Origin of the sequence: Streptomyces chengmaiensis (assembly GCF_029846775.1) — a bacterium.
Taxonomy (GTDB): Bacteria; Actinomycetota; Actinomycetes; order Streptomycetales; family Streptomycetaceae; genus Streptomyces; species Streptomyces chengmaiensis.
This window is the reverse complement of record NZ_JARWBG010000052.1, coordinates 15,711-31,440: the sequence shown is the minus strand read 5'-3', so window position 1 is coordinate 31,440 and position 15,730 is coordinate 15,711. Positions and strand designations below refer to the sequence as shown.

General features: G+C 69.9%; 10 protein-coding genes. 6 read left to right on the top strand and 4 right to left on the bottom strand.

Going from position 1 to position 15,730, the window contains the following annotated elements:
- Positions 1-328 precede the first annotated feature (328 nt).
- Positions 329-1,018, top strand: a complete 690-nt coding sequence (gene hpf / locus QCN29_RS30080; RefSeq protein ID WP_240139447.1) for a ribosome hibernation-promoting factor, HPF/YfiA family — start codon at positions 329-331, stop codon at positions 1,016-1,018.
- 201 nt (positions 1,019-1,219) lie between these two features.
- Positions 1,220-1,972 (top strand): response regulator transcription factor, encoded by a 753-nt coding sequence (locus QCN29_RS30075; protein WP_279932131.1) that lies wholly within the window; start codon positions 1,220-1,222, stop codon positions 1,970-1,972.
- 3 nt (positions 1,973-1,975) lie between these two features.
- Here QCN29_RS30075 and QCN29_RS30070 read toward each other — a convergent pair whose 3' ends face one another.
- Positions 1,976-3,139, bottom strand: coding sequence for a winged helix-turn-helix domain-containing protein (locus QCN29_RS30070; protein ID WP_279932130.1), 1,164 nt, complete (start codon positions 3,137-3,139; stop codon positions 1,976-1,978).
- A gap of 207 nt (positions 3,140-3,346) precedes the next feature.
- Positions 3,347-3,925 carry a GNAT family N-acetyltransferase gene (locus tag QCN29_RS30065; protein WP_279932129.1) on the bottom strand — a complete coding sequence of 193 codons (579 nt, stop codon included), beginning with the start codon at positions 3,923-3,925 and terminating at the stop codon, positions 3,347-3,349.
- Positions 3,926-4,176: 251 nt separating this feature from the next.
- On the opposite strand from QCN29_RS30065, the gene secA reads away from it, so the two are divergent.
- A complete protein-coding gene (secA, locus tag QCN29_RS30060; protein ID WP_279932127.1) occupies positions 4,177-6,996 on the top strand; it encodes a preprotein translocase subunit SecA in 2,820 nt (939 codons plus the stop codon).
- Between the two features lie 327 nt (positions 6,997-7,323).
- On the opposite strand, the gene QCN29_RS30055 is transcribed toward secA, so the two are convergent.
- Positions 7,324-7,767, bottom strand: coding sequence for an Rv3235 family protein (locus QCN29_RS30055; RefSeq protein WP_279932126.1), 444 nt, complete (start codon positions 7,765-7,767; stop codon positions 7,324-7,326).
- A gap of 304 nt (positions 7,768-8,071) precedes the next feature.
- Between QCN29_RS30055 and QCN29_RS30050 the strand changes: the two genes are divergently transcribed.
- A complete protein-coding gene (locus QCN29_RS30050) occupies positions 8,072-8,578 on the top strand; it encodes a DUF6912 family protein (protein WP_279932124.1) in 507 nt (168 codons plus the stop codon).
- A gap of 35 nt (positions 8,579-8,613) precedes the next feature.
- Positions 8,614-9,282, top strand: a complete 669-nt coding sequence (locus QCN29_RS30045) for an HAD family hydrolase (protein ID WP_279932122.1) — start codon at positions 8,614-8,616, stop codon at positions 9,280-9,282.
- A 317-nt stretch (positions 9,283-9,599) separates the two neighbouring features.
- Here QCN29_RS30045 and QCN29_RS30040 read toward each other — a convergent pair whose 3' ends face one another.
- Positions 9,600-10,166: a DJ-1/PfpI family protein gene (locus QCN29_RS30040; RefSeq protein WP_279932121.1), complete on the bottom strand. Its 567-nt coding sequence runs from the start codon at positions 10,164-10,166 to the stop codon at positions 9,600-9,602.
- Positions 10,167-10,698: 532 nt separating this feature from the next.
- Here QCN29_RS30040 and QCN29_RS30035 point away from each other — a divergent pair.
- Positions 10,699-15,672 (top strand): NAD-glutamate dehydrogenase, encoded by a 4,974-nt coding sequence (locus QCN29_RS30035; protein ID WP_279932119.1) that lies wholly within the window; start codon positions 10,699-10,701, stop codon positions 15,670-15,672.
- Positions 15,673-15,730: the final 58 nt, after the last annotated feature.

Here is a 15,730-nt window from a genome sequence, read left to right as displayed (position 1 = left end):
GAAGTTGCAGCGTTGCAGGTGATGAGAGGCGAATAGCCCCTGAATGGAGGTACGTGCTGGTAGCGGGTGCCGCGAACCGTCCGATCGAGCTATGTTCGGTTGAGAGGCATGGCGAACGCTGTACCTCCCCCAGTGCACTCCTGGGTTTCCGGAAAGTGAAGTATCGCGCCGGAGAGTCGGGAAGTCAGTGGGTGGGGATCTTGTCGACTGGGGAGGAGGAGGTGAGACTCGCCAAGTCCGAGACTCCGGCGACCACCGGAGTCTGGTGCAAGAGGGAGATGCTCCGCAGCCGACGCGTATGCGGAGCGATCCGGGAACGGAGTTCTGCGTGGACATCGTCGTCAAAGGCCGCAAGACCGAGGTGCCCCAGCGGTTCCGCAAGCACGTGGCCGAGAAGCTGAACCTGGAGAAGATCCAGAAGCTCGACGCCAAGGTGATCAGCCTGGATGTCGAGGTGTCCAAGGAACACAACCCGCGGCAGGCCGACCGTTCCGACCGCGTGGAGATCACTCTCCGCTCCCGAGGCCCGGTGATCCGGGCGGAGGCCGCGGCCGGCGACCCGTACGCGGCGCTGGACCTCGCCACCGGCAAGCTGGAGGCCCGGCTGCGCAGGCAGCACGACAAGCGCCACACCCGCCGGGGCAACGGCCGTCTGACGGCCGCGGAGGTACCCGACGCGGTCCCCGGCGTCGCCGCCCTGAACGGCAACGGCAAGCCGCTCTCCGAAGAAGCGACGGAGTCCATTCCCACCACCAGGATCGGCTCGCTCGAAATCCAGGGCGAAGGGCCGCTTGTGGTCCGCGAGAAGGTCCACACCGCGGCTCCGATGACACTCGACCAGGCTCTCTACGAGATGGAGCTGGTCGGGCACGACTTCTATCTCTTCGTCGACTCCGAGACGAAGCAGCCCAGTGTCGTCTACCGGCGGCATGCGTACGACTACGGCGTCATCCATCTGGAGACGGACCCGCTCGCCGGCTCCGAGGCAGGCGGAGCGGGAGGCGCCCTCGGCGGCTGATCCCCCGCTGTCAGAAGGTGTGAGTGCCCCTGGAGCGCCCTGTGCGCCCCCAGGGGCACCACCGTGCCACCACGGGATCACCGCTGTGTCGTCCGGGCATGAAAGCATGGCGTCCCAGGCCAACATATGAGCGATGCACTGATGTTGGCTTCACCGCGAACCACCTATGCTCTTCAGGCCATGGCCTTCAGGGGGAGAACGATGGCGGACAGCTTCGGGCCCGTGCACGGCGACTCGGCCGACGTGGACGGCACGGTCGTCGACGCCGGGACGGACACGGGAGCATCCCGCAAGGAGCCGATCCGGGTCCTCGTGGTGGACGACCACGCCCTCTTCCGCAGGGGACTGGAGATCGTCCTCAAACAGGAGGAGGACATCCAGGTCGTCGGCGAGGCCGGCGACGGCGCGGAGGCCGTGGACAAGGCCGCGGATCTGCTGCCGGACATCGTGCTGATGGACGTGCGCATGCCCAAACGAGGCGGCATCGAGGCCTGCACCTCCATCAAGGAGGTCGCCCCCAGCGCAAAGATCATCATGCTGACGATCAGCGATGAGGAGGCAGACCTCTACGACGCGATCAAGGCGGGCGCCACGGGCTATCTCCTCAAGGAGATCTCCACGGACGAGGTCGCCACCGCGATCCGCGCCGTGGCGGACGGCCAGTCCCAGATCAGCCCGTCCATGGCGTCCAAGCTGCTGACGGAGTTCAAGTCGATGATCCAGCGCACCGACGAGCGACGGCTGGTGCCCGCGCCCCGGCTGACCGACCGGGAGCTGGAGGTGCTCAAGCTGGTCGCCACCGGTATGAACAACCGGGACATCGCCAAGGAGTTGTTCATCTCCGAGAACACCGTCAAGAACCATGTGCGCAACATCCTGGAGAAGCTGCAGCTGCACTCCAGGATGGAGGCGGTGGTGTATGCGATGCGGGAGAAGATCCTCGAGATCAGGTGAGCGTCAGGTGAGGTCGGCGACCAGGGGCGCGGCCAGCTCGAGCGGGTCGACCCGCTCCACCCGCACCGCGTCGCAGCCCACCCACCCGGCCGCCTCGCGCAGCGCCTGGGCCATCGGCGCCACCGCCTTGGGGCCGTCCAGCGAGACCTGTCGGGCCACCAGCGTCCTGCCGTCGCGGGCCGGGTCCACCCGGCCCAGCAGCCTGCCGCCGGACAGCAGCGGCATCGCGAAGTACCCGTGCACCCGCTTCGCCTTGGGCACATACGCCTCCAGGCGGTGAGCGAAGCCGAAGATCCGCTCGGTCCGCGGCCGCTCCCAGATCAGCGAGTCGAACGGCGAGAGCAGAGTCGTACGGTGCCGCCCGCGGGGCACGTTCTCCAGCGCCGCGGGGTCGGCCCAGGCCGGCTTCTCCCAGCCCTCCACCCGCACCGGCACCAGCCCGGAACCGGCGACTGCCGCGTCGAACTGCTCGCCCTTGAGGCGGTGGTAGTCGGCGATGTCGGACCGGGTGCCCACACCGAGCGCCTCGCCGGCCAGGCGCACCAGACGGCGCAGGCACTCGGCGTCGTCCAGTTCGTCGTGCAGCAGCCCGTCCGGCACCGCGCGCTCGGCCAGGTCGTACACGCGCTTCCAGCCGCGCCGCTCGGTGCACACCACCTCGCCGTACATCAGCGCCCGCTCGACGGCGACCTTGGCCTCCGACCAGTCCCACCACGGGCCGCCGTTCTTCGCGCCGCCCAGTTCCGTGGCCGTCAGCGGACCTTGGGAGCGCAACTGCCTGATCACCGTGTCGTAGGCGCCGTCGCTCAGTTCGTGGTGCCACTGCGGTCGGGAGCGGTAGGCGCGACGCCGGAAGGCGAAGTGCGGCCACTCCTCGATGGGGAGGATGCATGCCGCATGCGACCAGTACTCGAAGCTGTGGCCCTCGGTCCAGTACGCCTCCTCGACCGTGCGCCGGCCCACCGCGCCCAGCCGTGCGTACGGAATCAGCTCATGTGAGCGGGCCAGCACGGAGATCGTGTCGAGCTGTACCGCTCCCAGACGGCGCAGCACCCCCCGCACCCCGGCCTTCCGGTCGGGCGCGCCCAGGAAGCCCTGGGCGCGCAGGGCTATCCGGCGGGCCTCGTCGGCGGAGAGTTCGGCGGCGGGGGGCGGCAGCGTGGTCATGCTCGGCACCCTAGACGGCGCCACTGACAGCCCGGCCGGACGGAGCAGCGCGGGCCGGGTGGAGCAGCGCGGGCCGGGTGGAGCAGCCCGGGCCGGACGAGGCAGCGCGGGCGGGGTAGAGCAGCCCGGCCGCACCGAGCGCCCGGCCGGCCCGGGCCGAGGAGACCGTCGGCCGGCTCCGGGGTGGTTTCGGGCGGGCGCGGGGCGTCACTCTCGCGGGGCGGGCAGATAGGGGCAGGGCGCCGGCAGCCCGAGATCGGAGGGGAGCAGCGCGCCGATCCAGGCGTCCCGGAGTGTGTCCTTGTTCATGAGGGCGGCCCGCAGCGTCCCCTCGTGGGTGAATCCTGCTCTTTCCGCGACGGCCCTGGAGCCCGTGTTGCCGACTTCCGCGCGCCACTCCAGCCGGGTGGCCTTGAGCCGGGTGAAGGTCCAGTGGGCCACCGCGCCCAGGGCCTCGGTCGTCGCGCCCCGCCCCCGGTGCTCCTTCGCCGTCCAGAACCCGACCTCCCATGTGCCCGAGAGGGTGCGCAGAGTGACGCCGATGGAGCCGATGAGCGTTCCGCCGTCGCGGGTCAGCACCGCGAAGGTGCACATCGTGCCGGTCTGCCAGCCGTCGGGGACCATCTGCCCGGTGAACTCCTCCGCGTGCCGGTGTGCGTACGGAGAGGGGACCGTCGTCCAGCGCTGGATGTCGGGATCCTGACAAGCCTGGTACACCGCCTCCGCGTCCTCGGGGGTGAAGCTGCGCAGCAGCAGACGCCGGGTGGTGAGGGTGATGGGCTCCATGCCGGGATTCTGGTCAGCCGCACAGGCGGATGCGAGCACTTTTCACGCTCCCCGGCACCTTCCGTGCACTCCGCGCGTTCTCCTTGAGGGCGAGCAGGAGGGCCCGAGTGACGGCGGTGCACCGGCGGGCCTCCCGACCCGGGAGGGTCCTCGCTTACGATGGCCGTTGCGGTGGGGCCCGCCTGCCGTGCCCGTGCCAGAGTCCGATACACATCCAGTGCCAGGCCCGACCGGCAAGGAGACCAGCCTCAGTGTCCGTCTTCAACAAGCTCATGCGTGCAGGCGAAGGCAAGATCCTGCGCAGACTGCACCGCATCGCGGACCAGGTCAACTCCATCGAAGAGGACTTCATCAACCTCTCCGACGCCGAGTTGCGGGCGCTCACCGACGAGTACAAGCAGCGCTACGCAGACGGCGAGTCCCTGGACGACCTGCTCCCCGAGGCATTCGCGACCGTCCGAGAGGCGGCCAAGCGGGTCCTCGGCCAGCGCCACTACGACGTCCAGCTGATGGGCGGCGCAGCGCTGCACCTCGGCTATGTGGCCGAGATGAAGACCGGTGAGGGCAAGACCCTCGTCGGCACCCTACCCACGTACCTCAACGCGCTCTCCGGCAAGGGCGTCCACCTGATCACGGTCAACGACTACCTGGCCGAGCGCGACTCCGAGATGATGGGACGGGTCCACAAGTTCCTGGGCCTGACCGTCGGCTGCATCATCGCGAACATGACGCCCGCGCAGCGCCGCGAGCAGTACAACTGCGACATCACCTACGGCACGAACAACGAGTTCGGCTTTGACTATCTGCGCGACAACATGGCGTGGTCCAAGGACGAGCTCGTCCAGCGCGGCCACAACTTCGCCGTGGTCGACGAGGTCGACTCGATCCTCGTCGACGAGGCCCGTACCCCGCTGATCATCTCCGGCCCGGCCGACCAGGCCACCAAGTGGTACGGCGACTTCGCCAAGCTGGTCACCCGCCTCACCCGGGGTGAGGCCGGCAACCCCCTCAAGGGCATCGAGGAGACCGGCGACTACGAGGTCGACGAGAAGAAGCGCACCGTCGGCATCCACGAGCCGGGCGTGTCGAAGGTCGAGGACTGGCTGGGCATCGACAATCTCTACGAGTCGGTCAACACCCCGCTCGTCGGCTATCTGAACAACGCCATCAAGGCCAAGGAACTGTTCAAGAAGGACAAGGACTACGTCGTCATCGACGGCGAGGTCATGATCGTCGACGAGCACACCGGCCGTATCCTCGCCGGCCGCCGCTACAACGAGGGCATGCACCAGGCGATCGAGGCGAAGGAGGGGGTGCCGATCAAGGACGAGAACCAGACCCTCGCCACGATCACCCTGCAGAACTTCTTCCGCCTCTACGACAAGCTCGCCGGCATGACCGGTACGGCCATGACCGAGGCGGCTGAGTTCCACCAGATCTACAAGCTCGGCGTCGTCCCGATCCCGACGAACCGCCCGATGGTCCGCAAGGACCAGTCGGACCTGATCTACCGCACCGAGGTCGCCAAGTTCGCGGCGGTCGTCGACGACATCGCGGAGAAGCACGAGAAGGGGCAGCCGATCCTCGTCGGCACCACCTCGGTCGAGAAGTCCGAGTACCTCTCGCAGCAGCTCAGCAAGCGCGGCATCCCGCACGAGGTGCTCAACGCCAAGCAGCACGACCGCGAGGCCGTGATCGTCGCCCAGGCCGGGCGCAGGGGCGCGGTCACCGTGGCCACGAACATGGCCGGCCGTGGCACCGACATCAAGCTCGGCGGCAACCCGGACGACCTCGCCGAGGCGGAGCTGAAGCAGCAGGGCCTTGACCCCGTCGAGCACGTCGAAGAGTGGGCGGCCGCGCTGCCCGCCGCGCTGGAGCGCGCCGAGGCGGCGGTGAAGGCCGAATTCGAAGACGTCAAGTCGCTCGGCGGGCTCTACGTCCTGGGCACCGAGCGCCATGAGTCGCGGCGTATCGACAACCAGCTCCGCGGCCGTTCCGGCCGTCAGGGAGACCCGGGCGAGTCGCGCTTCTACCTCTCCCTCGGCGACGATCTGATGCGCCTGTTCAAGGCCCAGATGGTCGAGCGCGTGATGGCCATGGCCAACGTCCCCGACGATGTGCCGATCGAGAACAAGATGGTGACGCGCGCGATCGCGTCCGCTCAGTCCCAGGTCGAGCAGCAGAACTTTGAGACGCGGAAGAACGTCCTCAAGTACGACGAGGTGCTCAACCGCCAGCGCGAGGTCATCTACGGCGAGCGGCGCCGGGTGCTCGAGGGCGAGGATCTGCACGAGCAGATCCGCCACTTCATGGACGACACCATCGACGCCTACATCCAGGCGGAGACCGTCGAGGGCTTCGCGGAGGAGTGGGACCTGGACCGGCTGTGGGGCGCGTTCAAGCAGCTCTACCCGGTGAAGGTCACCACCGAGGAACTGGAGGAGGCGGCCGGCGACCGGGCTGGCATCACCGCCGAATTCATCGCGGAGTCCATCAAGGACGACATCCACGAGCAGTACGACGAGCGGGAGAAGCAGCTCGGCTCCGAGATCATGCGTGAGCTGGAGCGGCGGGTCGTGCTGTCCGTGCTGGACCGCAAGTGGCGCGAGCACCTCTACGAGATGGACTACCTCCAGGAGGGCATCGGCCTGCGTGCGATGGCGCAGAAGGACCCGCTGGTCGAGTACCAGCGCGAGGGCTTCGACATGTTCACCGCGATGATGGAGGGCATCAAGGAGGAGTCCGTCGGCTATCTGTTCAACCTGGAGGTCCAGGTCGAGCAGCAGGTCGAGGAGGTCCCGGTGGAGGAGGCGGCGGAGAGGACCTCGCTGGAGAAGCGGGACGCGGTGCCCGCGGGTGCGGGCCGTCCGGAGATCCGCGCCAAGGGGCTCGATGCGCCGCAGCGGCCGGATCGGCTGCACTTCTCCGCGCCGACGGTGGACGGCGAGGGCGGTGTCGTCGAAGGCGACTTTGACACGGACGGCCGGCCGGCGCGGCCGGAGGGGGACGGGATGACCCGCGCGGAGCGGCGCAAGGCGCAGAAGGGCGGGGGGCGTCGCCGCAAGAAGTAGCGTCCCGCGGGGTGGTACCCGCGATGTGACTCGGGCCGGGGCCGGACACATGGTGTCCGGCCCCGGCCGTGTTCTGCGGCGCGCCCGCGGAGGGGCGTCAGGCGGGCGCTGGGACGGTGACGGGGTGGGGCCCGGCCCATTGGGTCGTCGCCCGGCGGGACGCGCCTGAGAGGCGTGGCAGGCCGTCGTGAGGGGTCCGGGGCCCGGGGGTGAGGACAGGCGTTGCCGGGTGCCGGGCGCAGTGACCGTACGGCGGCCGGGGGACGAGGAGGGCCCTGCACTCGGGGCCCGTGCCATGGCGAGGGTCCGGGCCCCGAAGGCGCGTCGTCAGGAGGAGTGCGAGGCGTGGGGGCCGCCCAGTTCGACGGCAGTGCAGCGCCAGCGCTGGTCCGGGCAGAGTTCGAGGCGGAAAGCCATCGCGCTGAGGCGTTCGCCGGCCGAGATGCGGGCGAAGGCCTCGATCACGCCGGGCACCGGGTGGAACTCGTCACACGCGCGGACCACCGGGTTCACCCGCTCCGCCGGGCGCAGCGGAGCCCCCGGCGCCAGGCGGGCCAACTGGTCGTACGCCTCGCCGACGGTGTGGCCCAGCATCCAGTGCACCGGCCGCTGCCCGCTCAGGACCGCGAGAAGGCGGTCGGCGAACCAGTACCGGGGTGTCGACTGACGCCGGGCCCGCGCCAGGGCGGCAGTCGCCACTGTGGCCGCCGGGCGACGCCCGTCCCTTCGCCCGGGCGGCCTGGTCTGGCTGCCGCGGGTCGTGCGGTTCATGGTCCTGTCCATGCGGATCGCCCCCGATGCGAGGTCGGGCCCGGATCGATACCAGGTGGTAACTTCGGTGGTGATCTTCTACGGGGCCGAAAGGCGGTCCGCAACGCGAGCGCCGGCCGGGGCGCGCCTGCCGGAGGTTCGCCTATCAGAGTGAGGGGAACCGTGGAACGCCCGGCCGCGGCGGCCGCCCGACGGCACGAGGTGGACGTCCCGCGGCACGGCGGACGCACCACGAAAGGGGACGCCCGAAACGATCGCCGCACGTATCCTGAAGGGCGTTTCCCGACGAAGAAAGCGGCCAGTCATGCGCGTGTACGTCCCCCTGACCCTGCCCGGTCTCGCCGAGGCGTACAGGACGGGCGAACTGGGCCCCGCCCCCCTGGCGGCCTTCGCCGTCACCCCGGGGCTGCGCGAGTGGTACGTCTCCGACGACATCGAGGAACTCGAATACGCGGCGCTGAACCGGGCCGCAGCCGCGTCGCTGCGGCTGCTCGCCGGGGACCCCGGAGCTGCGCGCCGCCGCGTCGTCGTCGCCGTTGACGTACCGGATCAGCAGGCCGTCGTCGACCCCGACCGGGCGCTCGACGCGAACGCCGTCGGCGAGGTGCGCGTCGGGGCCGCGGTGCCGCTGGCCAAGGCCGCCGCCGTGCACATCGACGCCGAGGACGCCGTCGCGGACGTCTCCGCCGCGGCCGAGGCGCTCGGCGCGGCGGACCAGGGCGACGACGACGCCCGGTTCACGGTCGACGGCGCGGAGGACCACGAGCTGCTCTGGTACGGGGTCCAGGAGATCCCGAACCTGATCGGCTGAGCGATTGTCGGCGCCCCCCGGTACGGTTTGTCGGCATGGGGAAGCACCGCACGCATCTGGTCTGGGACTGGAACGGCACGCTGCTCGATGACATCAGCGCGGTCATCGGGGCGACCAATGCCGCGTTCGCGGAGATCGGTCTGGAGCCGATCACGCTGGAGCAGTACCGGGAGATGTACTGCGTGCCGATTCCCCGCTTCTACGAGCGGCTCACCGGGCGGCTGCCCTCCGACGCCGAGTGGGAGGTCATGGACGAGATCTTCCACCGGCACTACAGCGAGCACCGGCTCGGCTGCGGGCTGACACAGGGTGTGGAGGAGCTGCTCGCGGAGTGGCGGCGGGCCGGGCGCAGCCAGTCGCTGCTGAGCATGTACGGGCACGAGGAGCTGGTTCCGGTCGTGCGGGGCTATGGGATCGAGGACCACTTCATACGCGTCGACGGGCGCACGGGTCCCTCGGGCGGCACCAAGGCGCTCCACATGGAGCGGCACATCTCGGCGCTGCGCGGCGTCGTCGACCCCGAGCGGACGGTCGTGATCGGCGACGCGGCCGACGATGCGCTGGCGGCAGCGCACGTGGGGGCGCGGGCCGTCCTGTACACGGGTGGGTCGCACAGCCGCGCCAGTCTGGAGGCGGTGGGGGACGGGGTGCCGGTCGTGGACAGCCTGGAGGAAGCGGTGGACGCGGCGCTGCGGTTCGTCTGAGCGGGTTCGCCTGCGGCGGGCGCGTGTGGCGGAGCCGCGAATCGGATGCGGCCCCGGCCCCGCCCCCTTCCCGAACCTGGGGCTCCGCCCCAGACCCCGTTCCTACGGGGGCTCCGCCCCCGGACCCCCGCGCCTCAATCGCCGGCGAGGCTCGATTGCGCGGCTTCGCCTCGGGCTGGCGGGGGTTGATTGTGTGGCTTCGCCCCGACCGGCAACCGTCGATTGTGCGGCTTTGCCCGGGCCGGCCGGGTTGGTTTGCGCGGCGTCGCCCCCGGCCGGCGGGGCGGGTATTCGGGGGTCCGGGGGCTCGCCCCCGGTTACGCCACCGGCGCCTTCTCGCGCAGGACGCGGAGGAAGGCACGCATCCAGGACGGGTGGTCGGGCCAGGCGCGGGACGAGACCAGGGTGCCGTCGACGACTGCCTCCTGGTCCTGGAAGGAGGCGCCCGCGGCCTGCATGTCCAGTTCGAGGGCGGGGTAGGAGGTCACCCGGCGGCCCTCCAGGGAGCCGATCGCCGCCGTCAGCAGGGGGCCGTGGCAGATCTGGGCCACCGGCTTGTCGGCGTCGAAGAAGGACTTGAGGATCTTGCGGAGCTCGGGGTCGTTGCGGAGGTACTCGGGGGCCCGGCCGCCCGGGATGACCACGGCCGCGTACTGTCCGGGGTCGACCTCGGAGAAGGCGAGGTCGGCCTGGCAGGTGTAGCCCGGCTTCTCGGTGTACGTGTCGAAGCCCGGTTCGAAGTCATGCACCACGAACTGCAGCTTCTTCCGGGCCGGAGCGGCGATGTCGACCTCGTACCCCTCCTCCCTCAGCCGCTGGTACGGGTAGAGGACCTCGAGGGACTCGGCGGCGTCGCCGGTGACGATCAGGATCTTCGCTGTCATGGCCGCTCCTGGTCTTGAGTCCGGCCCGTCAGCCGTTGAGCCCGGCCGCGCGGGGGCACCCTGCGTCGAACGGGCCAATAGTGCATCACGGGCATATGGGGTATATAGGTGAAGATACGCATCCGTGGTCGATTCGGAGGCGTGTCGCGCGACGTCAACCTGCACCGCCCCGCGTGGTTTGCCAAGAGGGCCTGTGTCGCTGTCCAGAGTGTCAAACTTCCGGGCCGTCTTTTGTACACATACGGCTCATGACGGGCCGGGGGTGTGGGGCGTTAGCCTTATCCCGTGATCAGCGCGATATGCCGTGGGGGCAGCGAAGCCCCCGGCCTGCGCCCGGACCGCCACCGCGCCCGGGCGACCGCTGACCTTTTCGATCCGATCCGGCCAGTCTGGCTGCCAGAATTGGCCGATAACGGCTCGGACATCTCCCACCGCGGCATACCGTCGACTCCGACCGGACACTCCGCGTCGTGGCGTTGTGTCGCTTCTTTCACCTACGTCACGCAACGGCGCGCGACAGGAGCCAGAGGACATGCAGACCAAGCTGGACGATGCCAAGGCCGAGCTGCTCGAAAGGGCCGCCCGGGTAGCTGAGCACAGCCCTGTCGGGGGAAGCCTTCCGACCGGTGCCGAGCAGGGGGAGCGTCCGGACCAGGACACCGTGCTCTCGTACCTCCAGCGCTACTACCTGCACACCGCCCCCGAGGACCTGGCCGACGGCGACCCGGTCGACGTCTTCGGCGCCGCGCTCTCGCACTACCGCCTCGCCGAGAACCGCCCGCAGGGCACGGCCAACGTCCGGGTCCACACGCCCACCGTCGAGGAGAACGGCTGGACCTGCAGCCACTCCGTCGTCGAGGTCGTCACCGACGACATGCCGTTCCTGGTCGACTCGGTCACCAATGAGCTCTCCCGCCAGGGCCGCGGCATCCACCTGGTGGTCCACCCCCAGGTCGTCGTCCGCCGCGACGTGACCGGCAAGCTCATCGAGGTGCTGCCGGACCGGAGCAGGGGCCACCTCGGCGAGGCCGCCGCCAAGACCCTGCCGCACGACGCGCTCGTCGAGTCCTGGATCCACGTCGAGATCGACCGGGAGACCGACCGCGCCGACCTCAAGCAGATCACCTCCGACCTCCTGCGCGTGCTGTCGGACGTCCGCGAGGCCGTCGAGGACTGGGAGAAGATGCGCGACGCCGTGCTGCGCGTCGCTGAGAGCCTGTCCGGCGAGCCCATGGCCGACGATCTGCGCGAAGGCGAGGTCGAAGAGGCGCGCGAGCTGCTGCGCTGGCTCGCCGACGACCACTTCACCTTCCTCGGTTACCGCGAGTACGACCTGGTGGACGGCGATGCGCTGGCCGCCGTGCCCGGCACCGGCCTCGGCATCCTGCGCGCCGACCCCGACCACACCGGGGACGACGACACCCACGGCCACCCGGTGAGCCCGTCCTTCAACCGGCTGCCGGCCGACGCCCGCGCCAAGGCACGCGAGCACAAGCTGCTGGTGCTCACCAAGGCGAACAGCCGGGCCACCGTGCACCGGCCCAGCTACCTCGACTACATCGGCGTCAAGAAGTTCGACAAGGACGGCAACGTCGTAGGCGAGCGCCGGTTCCTCGGCCTGTTCTCCTCCGCCGCGTACACCGAGTCCGTGCGCCGGGTTCCGGTGATCCGCCGCAAGGTGGACGAGGTCCTTAAGCAGGCCGGCTTCTCGCCCAACAGCCACGACGGCCGCGATCTGCTCCAGATCCTGGAGACCTACCCCCGCGACGAGCTGTTCCAGACGCCCGTCGACCAGCTGCGCTCCATCGTCACCTCCGTCCTCTATCTCCAGGAGCGCCGCAAGCTGCGGCTCTACCTGCGCCAGGACGAGTACGGCCGCTACTACTCCGCGCTGATCTACCTGCCCCGCGACCGCTACACCACCGGTGTGCGGCTGCGGCTGATCGACATCCTCAAGGAGGAGCTCGGCGGCACCAGCGTCGACTTCACCGCTTGGAACACCGAGTCGATCCTCTCCCGCCTGCACTTCGTGGTCCGCGTCCCGGCGGGCACCGAACTGCCCGACCTCACCGACGCCGACAAGGAGCGCATCGAGGCCAGGCTGGCCGAGGCCGCCCGCTCCTGGGCCGACGGCTTCGCCGAGGCCCTCAACGCCGAACTGGGCGAGGAGCGCGCCGCCGAACTGCTGCGCCGCTACTCGAACGCCTTCCCCGAGGGCTACAAGGCCGACCACTCGCCCCGCGCCGCCGTGGCCGACCTGGTCCACCTCGAACAGCTCGTCCACTCCGACAAGGACTTCGCGCTCTCCCTCTACGAGCCGGTCGGCGCAGGCCCCGGCGAGCGCCGGTTCAAGATCTACCGCAGCGGTGAGCAGGTCTCCCTGACCGCTGTGCTGCCGGTGCTCCAGCGGCTCGGCTGCGAGGTCGTCGACGAGCGCCCGTACGAGCTGCGCTGCGCCGACCGCACCACGGCCTGGATCTACGACTTCGGTCTGCGCATGCCGCAGACCGGTAGCAGCGGCAACGGCGGCGACTACCTCGCCGACGACGCCCGCGACCGCTTCCAGGACGCGTTCGCCGCCGTGTGGAAGGGCGAGGCGGAGAACGACGGCTTCAACGCCCTGGTGCTGCGCGCCGGGCTGACCTGGCGGCAGGCCGTCGTGCTGCGCGCCTACGCCAAGTACCTGCGCCAGGCCGGCTCCACCTTCAGCCAGGACTACATGGAGGACACCCTCCGCAACAACGTCCACACCACCCGGCTGCTGGTCTCCCTCTTCGAGGCGAGGATGTCGCCCGGCCGCCAGGCCGCCGGCACCGAGCTGACCGACGGGCTGCTGGAGGAGCTGGACGGCGCACTGGACCAGGTCGCCTCCCTCGACGAGGACCGCATCCTGCGCGCGTTCCTGACCGTCATCAAGGCCACTCTGCGCACCAACTTCTTCCAGAAGGCCGCGGACGGCGGCGACCACGCCTATGTGTCGATGAAGTTCGACCCGCAGGCCATTCCGGAGCTGCCCGCCCCCCGCCCCGCGTACGAGATCTGGGTCTACTCGCCGCGCGTCGAGGGCGTGCACCTGCGCTTCGGCAAGGTCGCCCGCGGCGGACTGCGCTGGTCCGACCGCCGAGAGGACTTCCGCACGGAGATCCTCGGTCTGGTCAAGGCGCAGATGGTCAAGAACACGGTGATCGTGCCGGTCGGCGCGAAGGGCGGCTTCGTCGCCAAGCACCTGCCGGACCCGTCCGTCGACCGCGACGCCTGGCTTGCCGAGGGCATCTCCTGCTACCGCATCTTCATCTCCGCCCTCCTCGACATCACCGACAACATGGTCGCGGGCGAGGTCGTTCCGCCGGCCGGCGTGGTCCGCCATGACGAGGACGACACATATCTGGTCGTCGCCGCCGACAAGGGCACCGCGACCTTCTCCGACATCGCCAACGAGGTCGCCGTCGCGTACGGCTTCTGGCTCGGAGACGCCTTCGCCTCCGGCGGCTCCGCCGGCTACGACCACAAGGGCATGGGCATCACCGCCCGCGGCGCCTGGGAGTCCGTCAAGCGGCACTTCCGCGAGCTGGGCCACGACACCCAGACCCAGGACTTCACGGTCGTCGGCGTCGGCGACATGTCCGGCGACGTGTTCGGCAACGGCATGCTGCTCAGCGAGCACATCCGGCTGGTCGCGGCCTTCGACCACCGCCATATCTTCATCGACCCGACGCCGGACGCGGCCGTCTCCTACGCGGAGCGCCGCCGGCTGTTCGAGCTGACCCGCTCCTCCTGGGCCGACTACAACACGGAGCTGTTGTCGCCCGGCGGCGGCATCCACCCGCGCACCGCGAAGTCGATCCCGGTCAACGCCCATATGCGGGCGGCCCTCGGCATCGGGTCCAAGGTCACCAAGATGACCCCCGCCGAGCTGATGCAGACGATCCTCAGGGCCCCGGTGGACCTGCTGTGGAACGGCGGCATCGGCACCTACGTCAAGGCGTCGACCGAGACCCACGCCGACGTCGGCGACAAGGCCAACGACGCCATCCGCGTCAACGGCCAGGACCTGCGGGTCAAGGTCGTCGGCGAGGGCGGCAACCTGGGCCTCACCCAGCTCGGCCGGATCGAGTTCGACCGCAGCGGCGGCAAGGTCAACACCGACGCCATCGACAACAGCGCGGGCGTGGACACCTCCGACCACGAGGTGAACATCAAGATCCTTCTCAACGGTCTGGTCGCCGACGGCGATCTGACCGTCAAGCAGCGGAACAAGCTGCTCGCCGAGATGACCGACGAGGTCGGCGCCCTGGTGCTGCGCAACAACTACGCCCAGAACGTGGCCCTGACCAACGCGGTCACCCAGTCGCCCTCCCTGCTCCATGCCCACCAGCGCTTCATGCGGCGGCTCACCCGCGACGGGCGACTGGACCGGGCGTTGGAGTTCCTGCCCGCCGACCGCCAGATCCGTGAACTGCTCGCCGCGGGCAGGGGGCTGAGCCAGCCGGAACTTGCCGTGCTCTTCGCCTACACCAAGATCATGGTGGCGGAGGAGCTGATCGCCACCCGGCTGCCGGACGACCCGTACCTGCTCAAGCTGCTGCACGCGTACTTCCCCAAGCCGCTGCGCGAGAAGTTCCCCGAGGCGGTCGACGGCCATGCGCTGCGCCGGGAGATCATCACCACGGTCCTGGTCAACGACACCGTGAACACGGGCGGTTCGACCTTCCTCCACCGGCTGCGCGAGGAGACCGGGGCGTCGATCGAGGAGATCGTCCGGGCGCAGACCGCCGCCCGGGAGATCTTCGGCCTCGGCGCGGTCTGGGACGCCGTCGAGGACCTCGACAACAAGGTCGCCGCCGACGTCCAGACCCGCATCAGGCTGCACTCGCGCCGCCTCGTCGAGCGCGGCACCCGCTGGCTGCTGGGCAACCGCCCGCAGCCGCTGGAGCTGGCCGGCACCGTCGAATTCTTCGCCGACCGCGTCGAGCAGGTCTGGGCCGAGCTGCCGAAGATGCTGCGCGGCGCGGACCTGGACTGGTACCAGGGGATCCTGGAGGAGCTTGTCGAGGCGGGCGTGCCCGAGGAACTCGCCATGCGAGTCGCGGGCTTCTCCGCCGCGTTCCCGACACTCGACATCGTCGCCATCGCCGACCGCACACAGAAAGAGCCGATGGCGGTCGCCGAGGTGTACTACGACCTCGCGGACCGGCTGCGGGTCAGCCAGCTGATGGACCGGATCATCGAACTGCCGCGGGCGGACCGCTGGCAGTCGATGGCCCGCGCCTCCATCCGTGAGGACCTGTACGCGGCGCACGCGGCGCTGACCGCGGACATCCTGTCGGTCGGCGACGGCGCGGCGGCGCCCGAGGAGCGGTTCACGGCCTGGGAGGAGCAGAACGCGGCCATCCTGGGCCGGGCCCGCACCACGCTGGAGGAGATCCAGGGCTCCGACACCTTCGACCTGGCGAACCTGTCGGTGGCGATGCGCACGATGCGCCAGCTGCTGCGCACCCACAGCTGAGCCCTCCAAGAAGGTGCCGCGACCGGTCCCCGCGCCCCTTCAAGGGGCGCGGGGACCG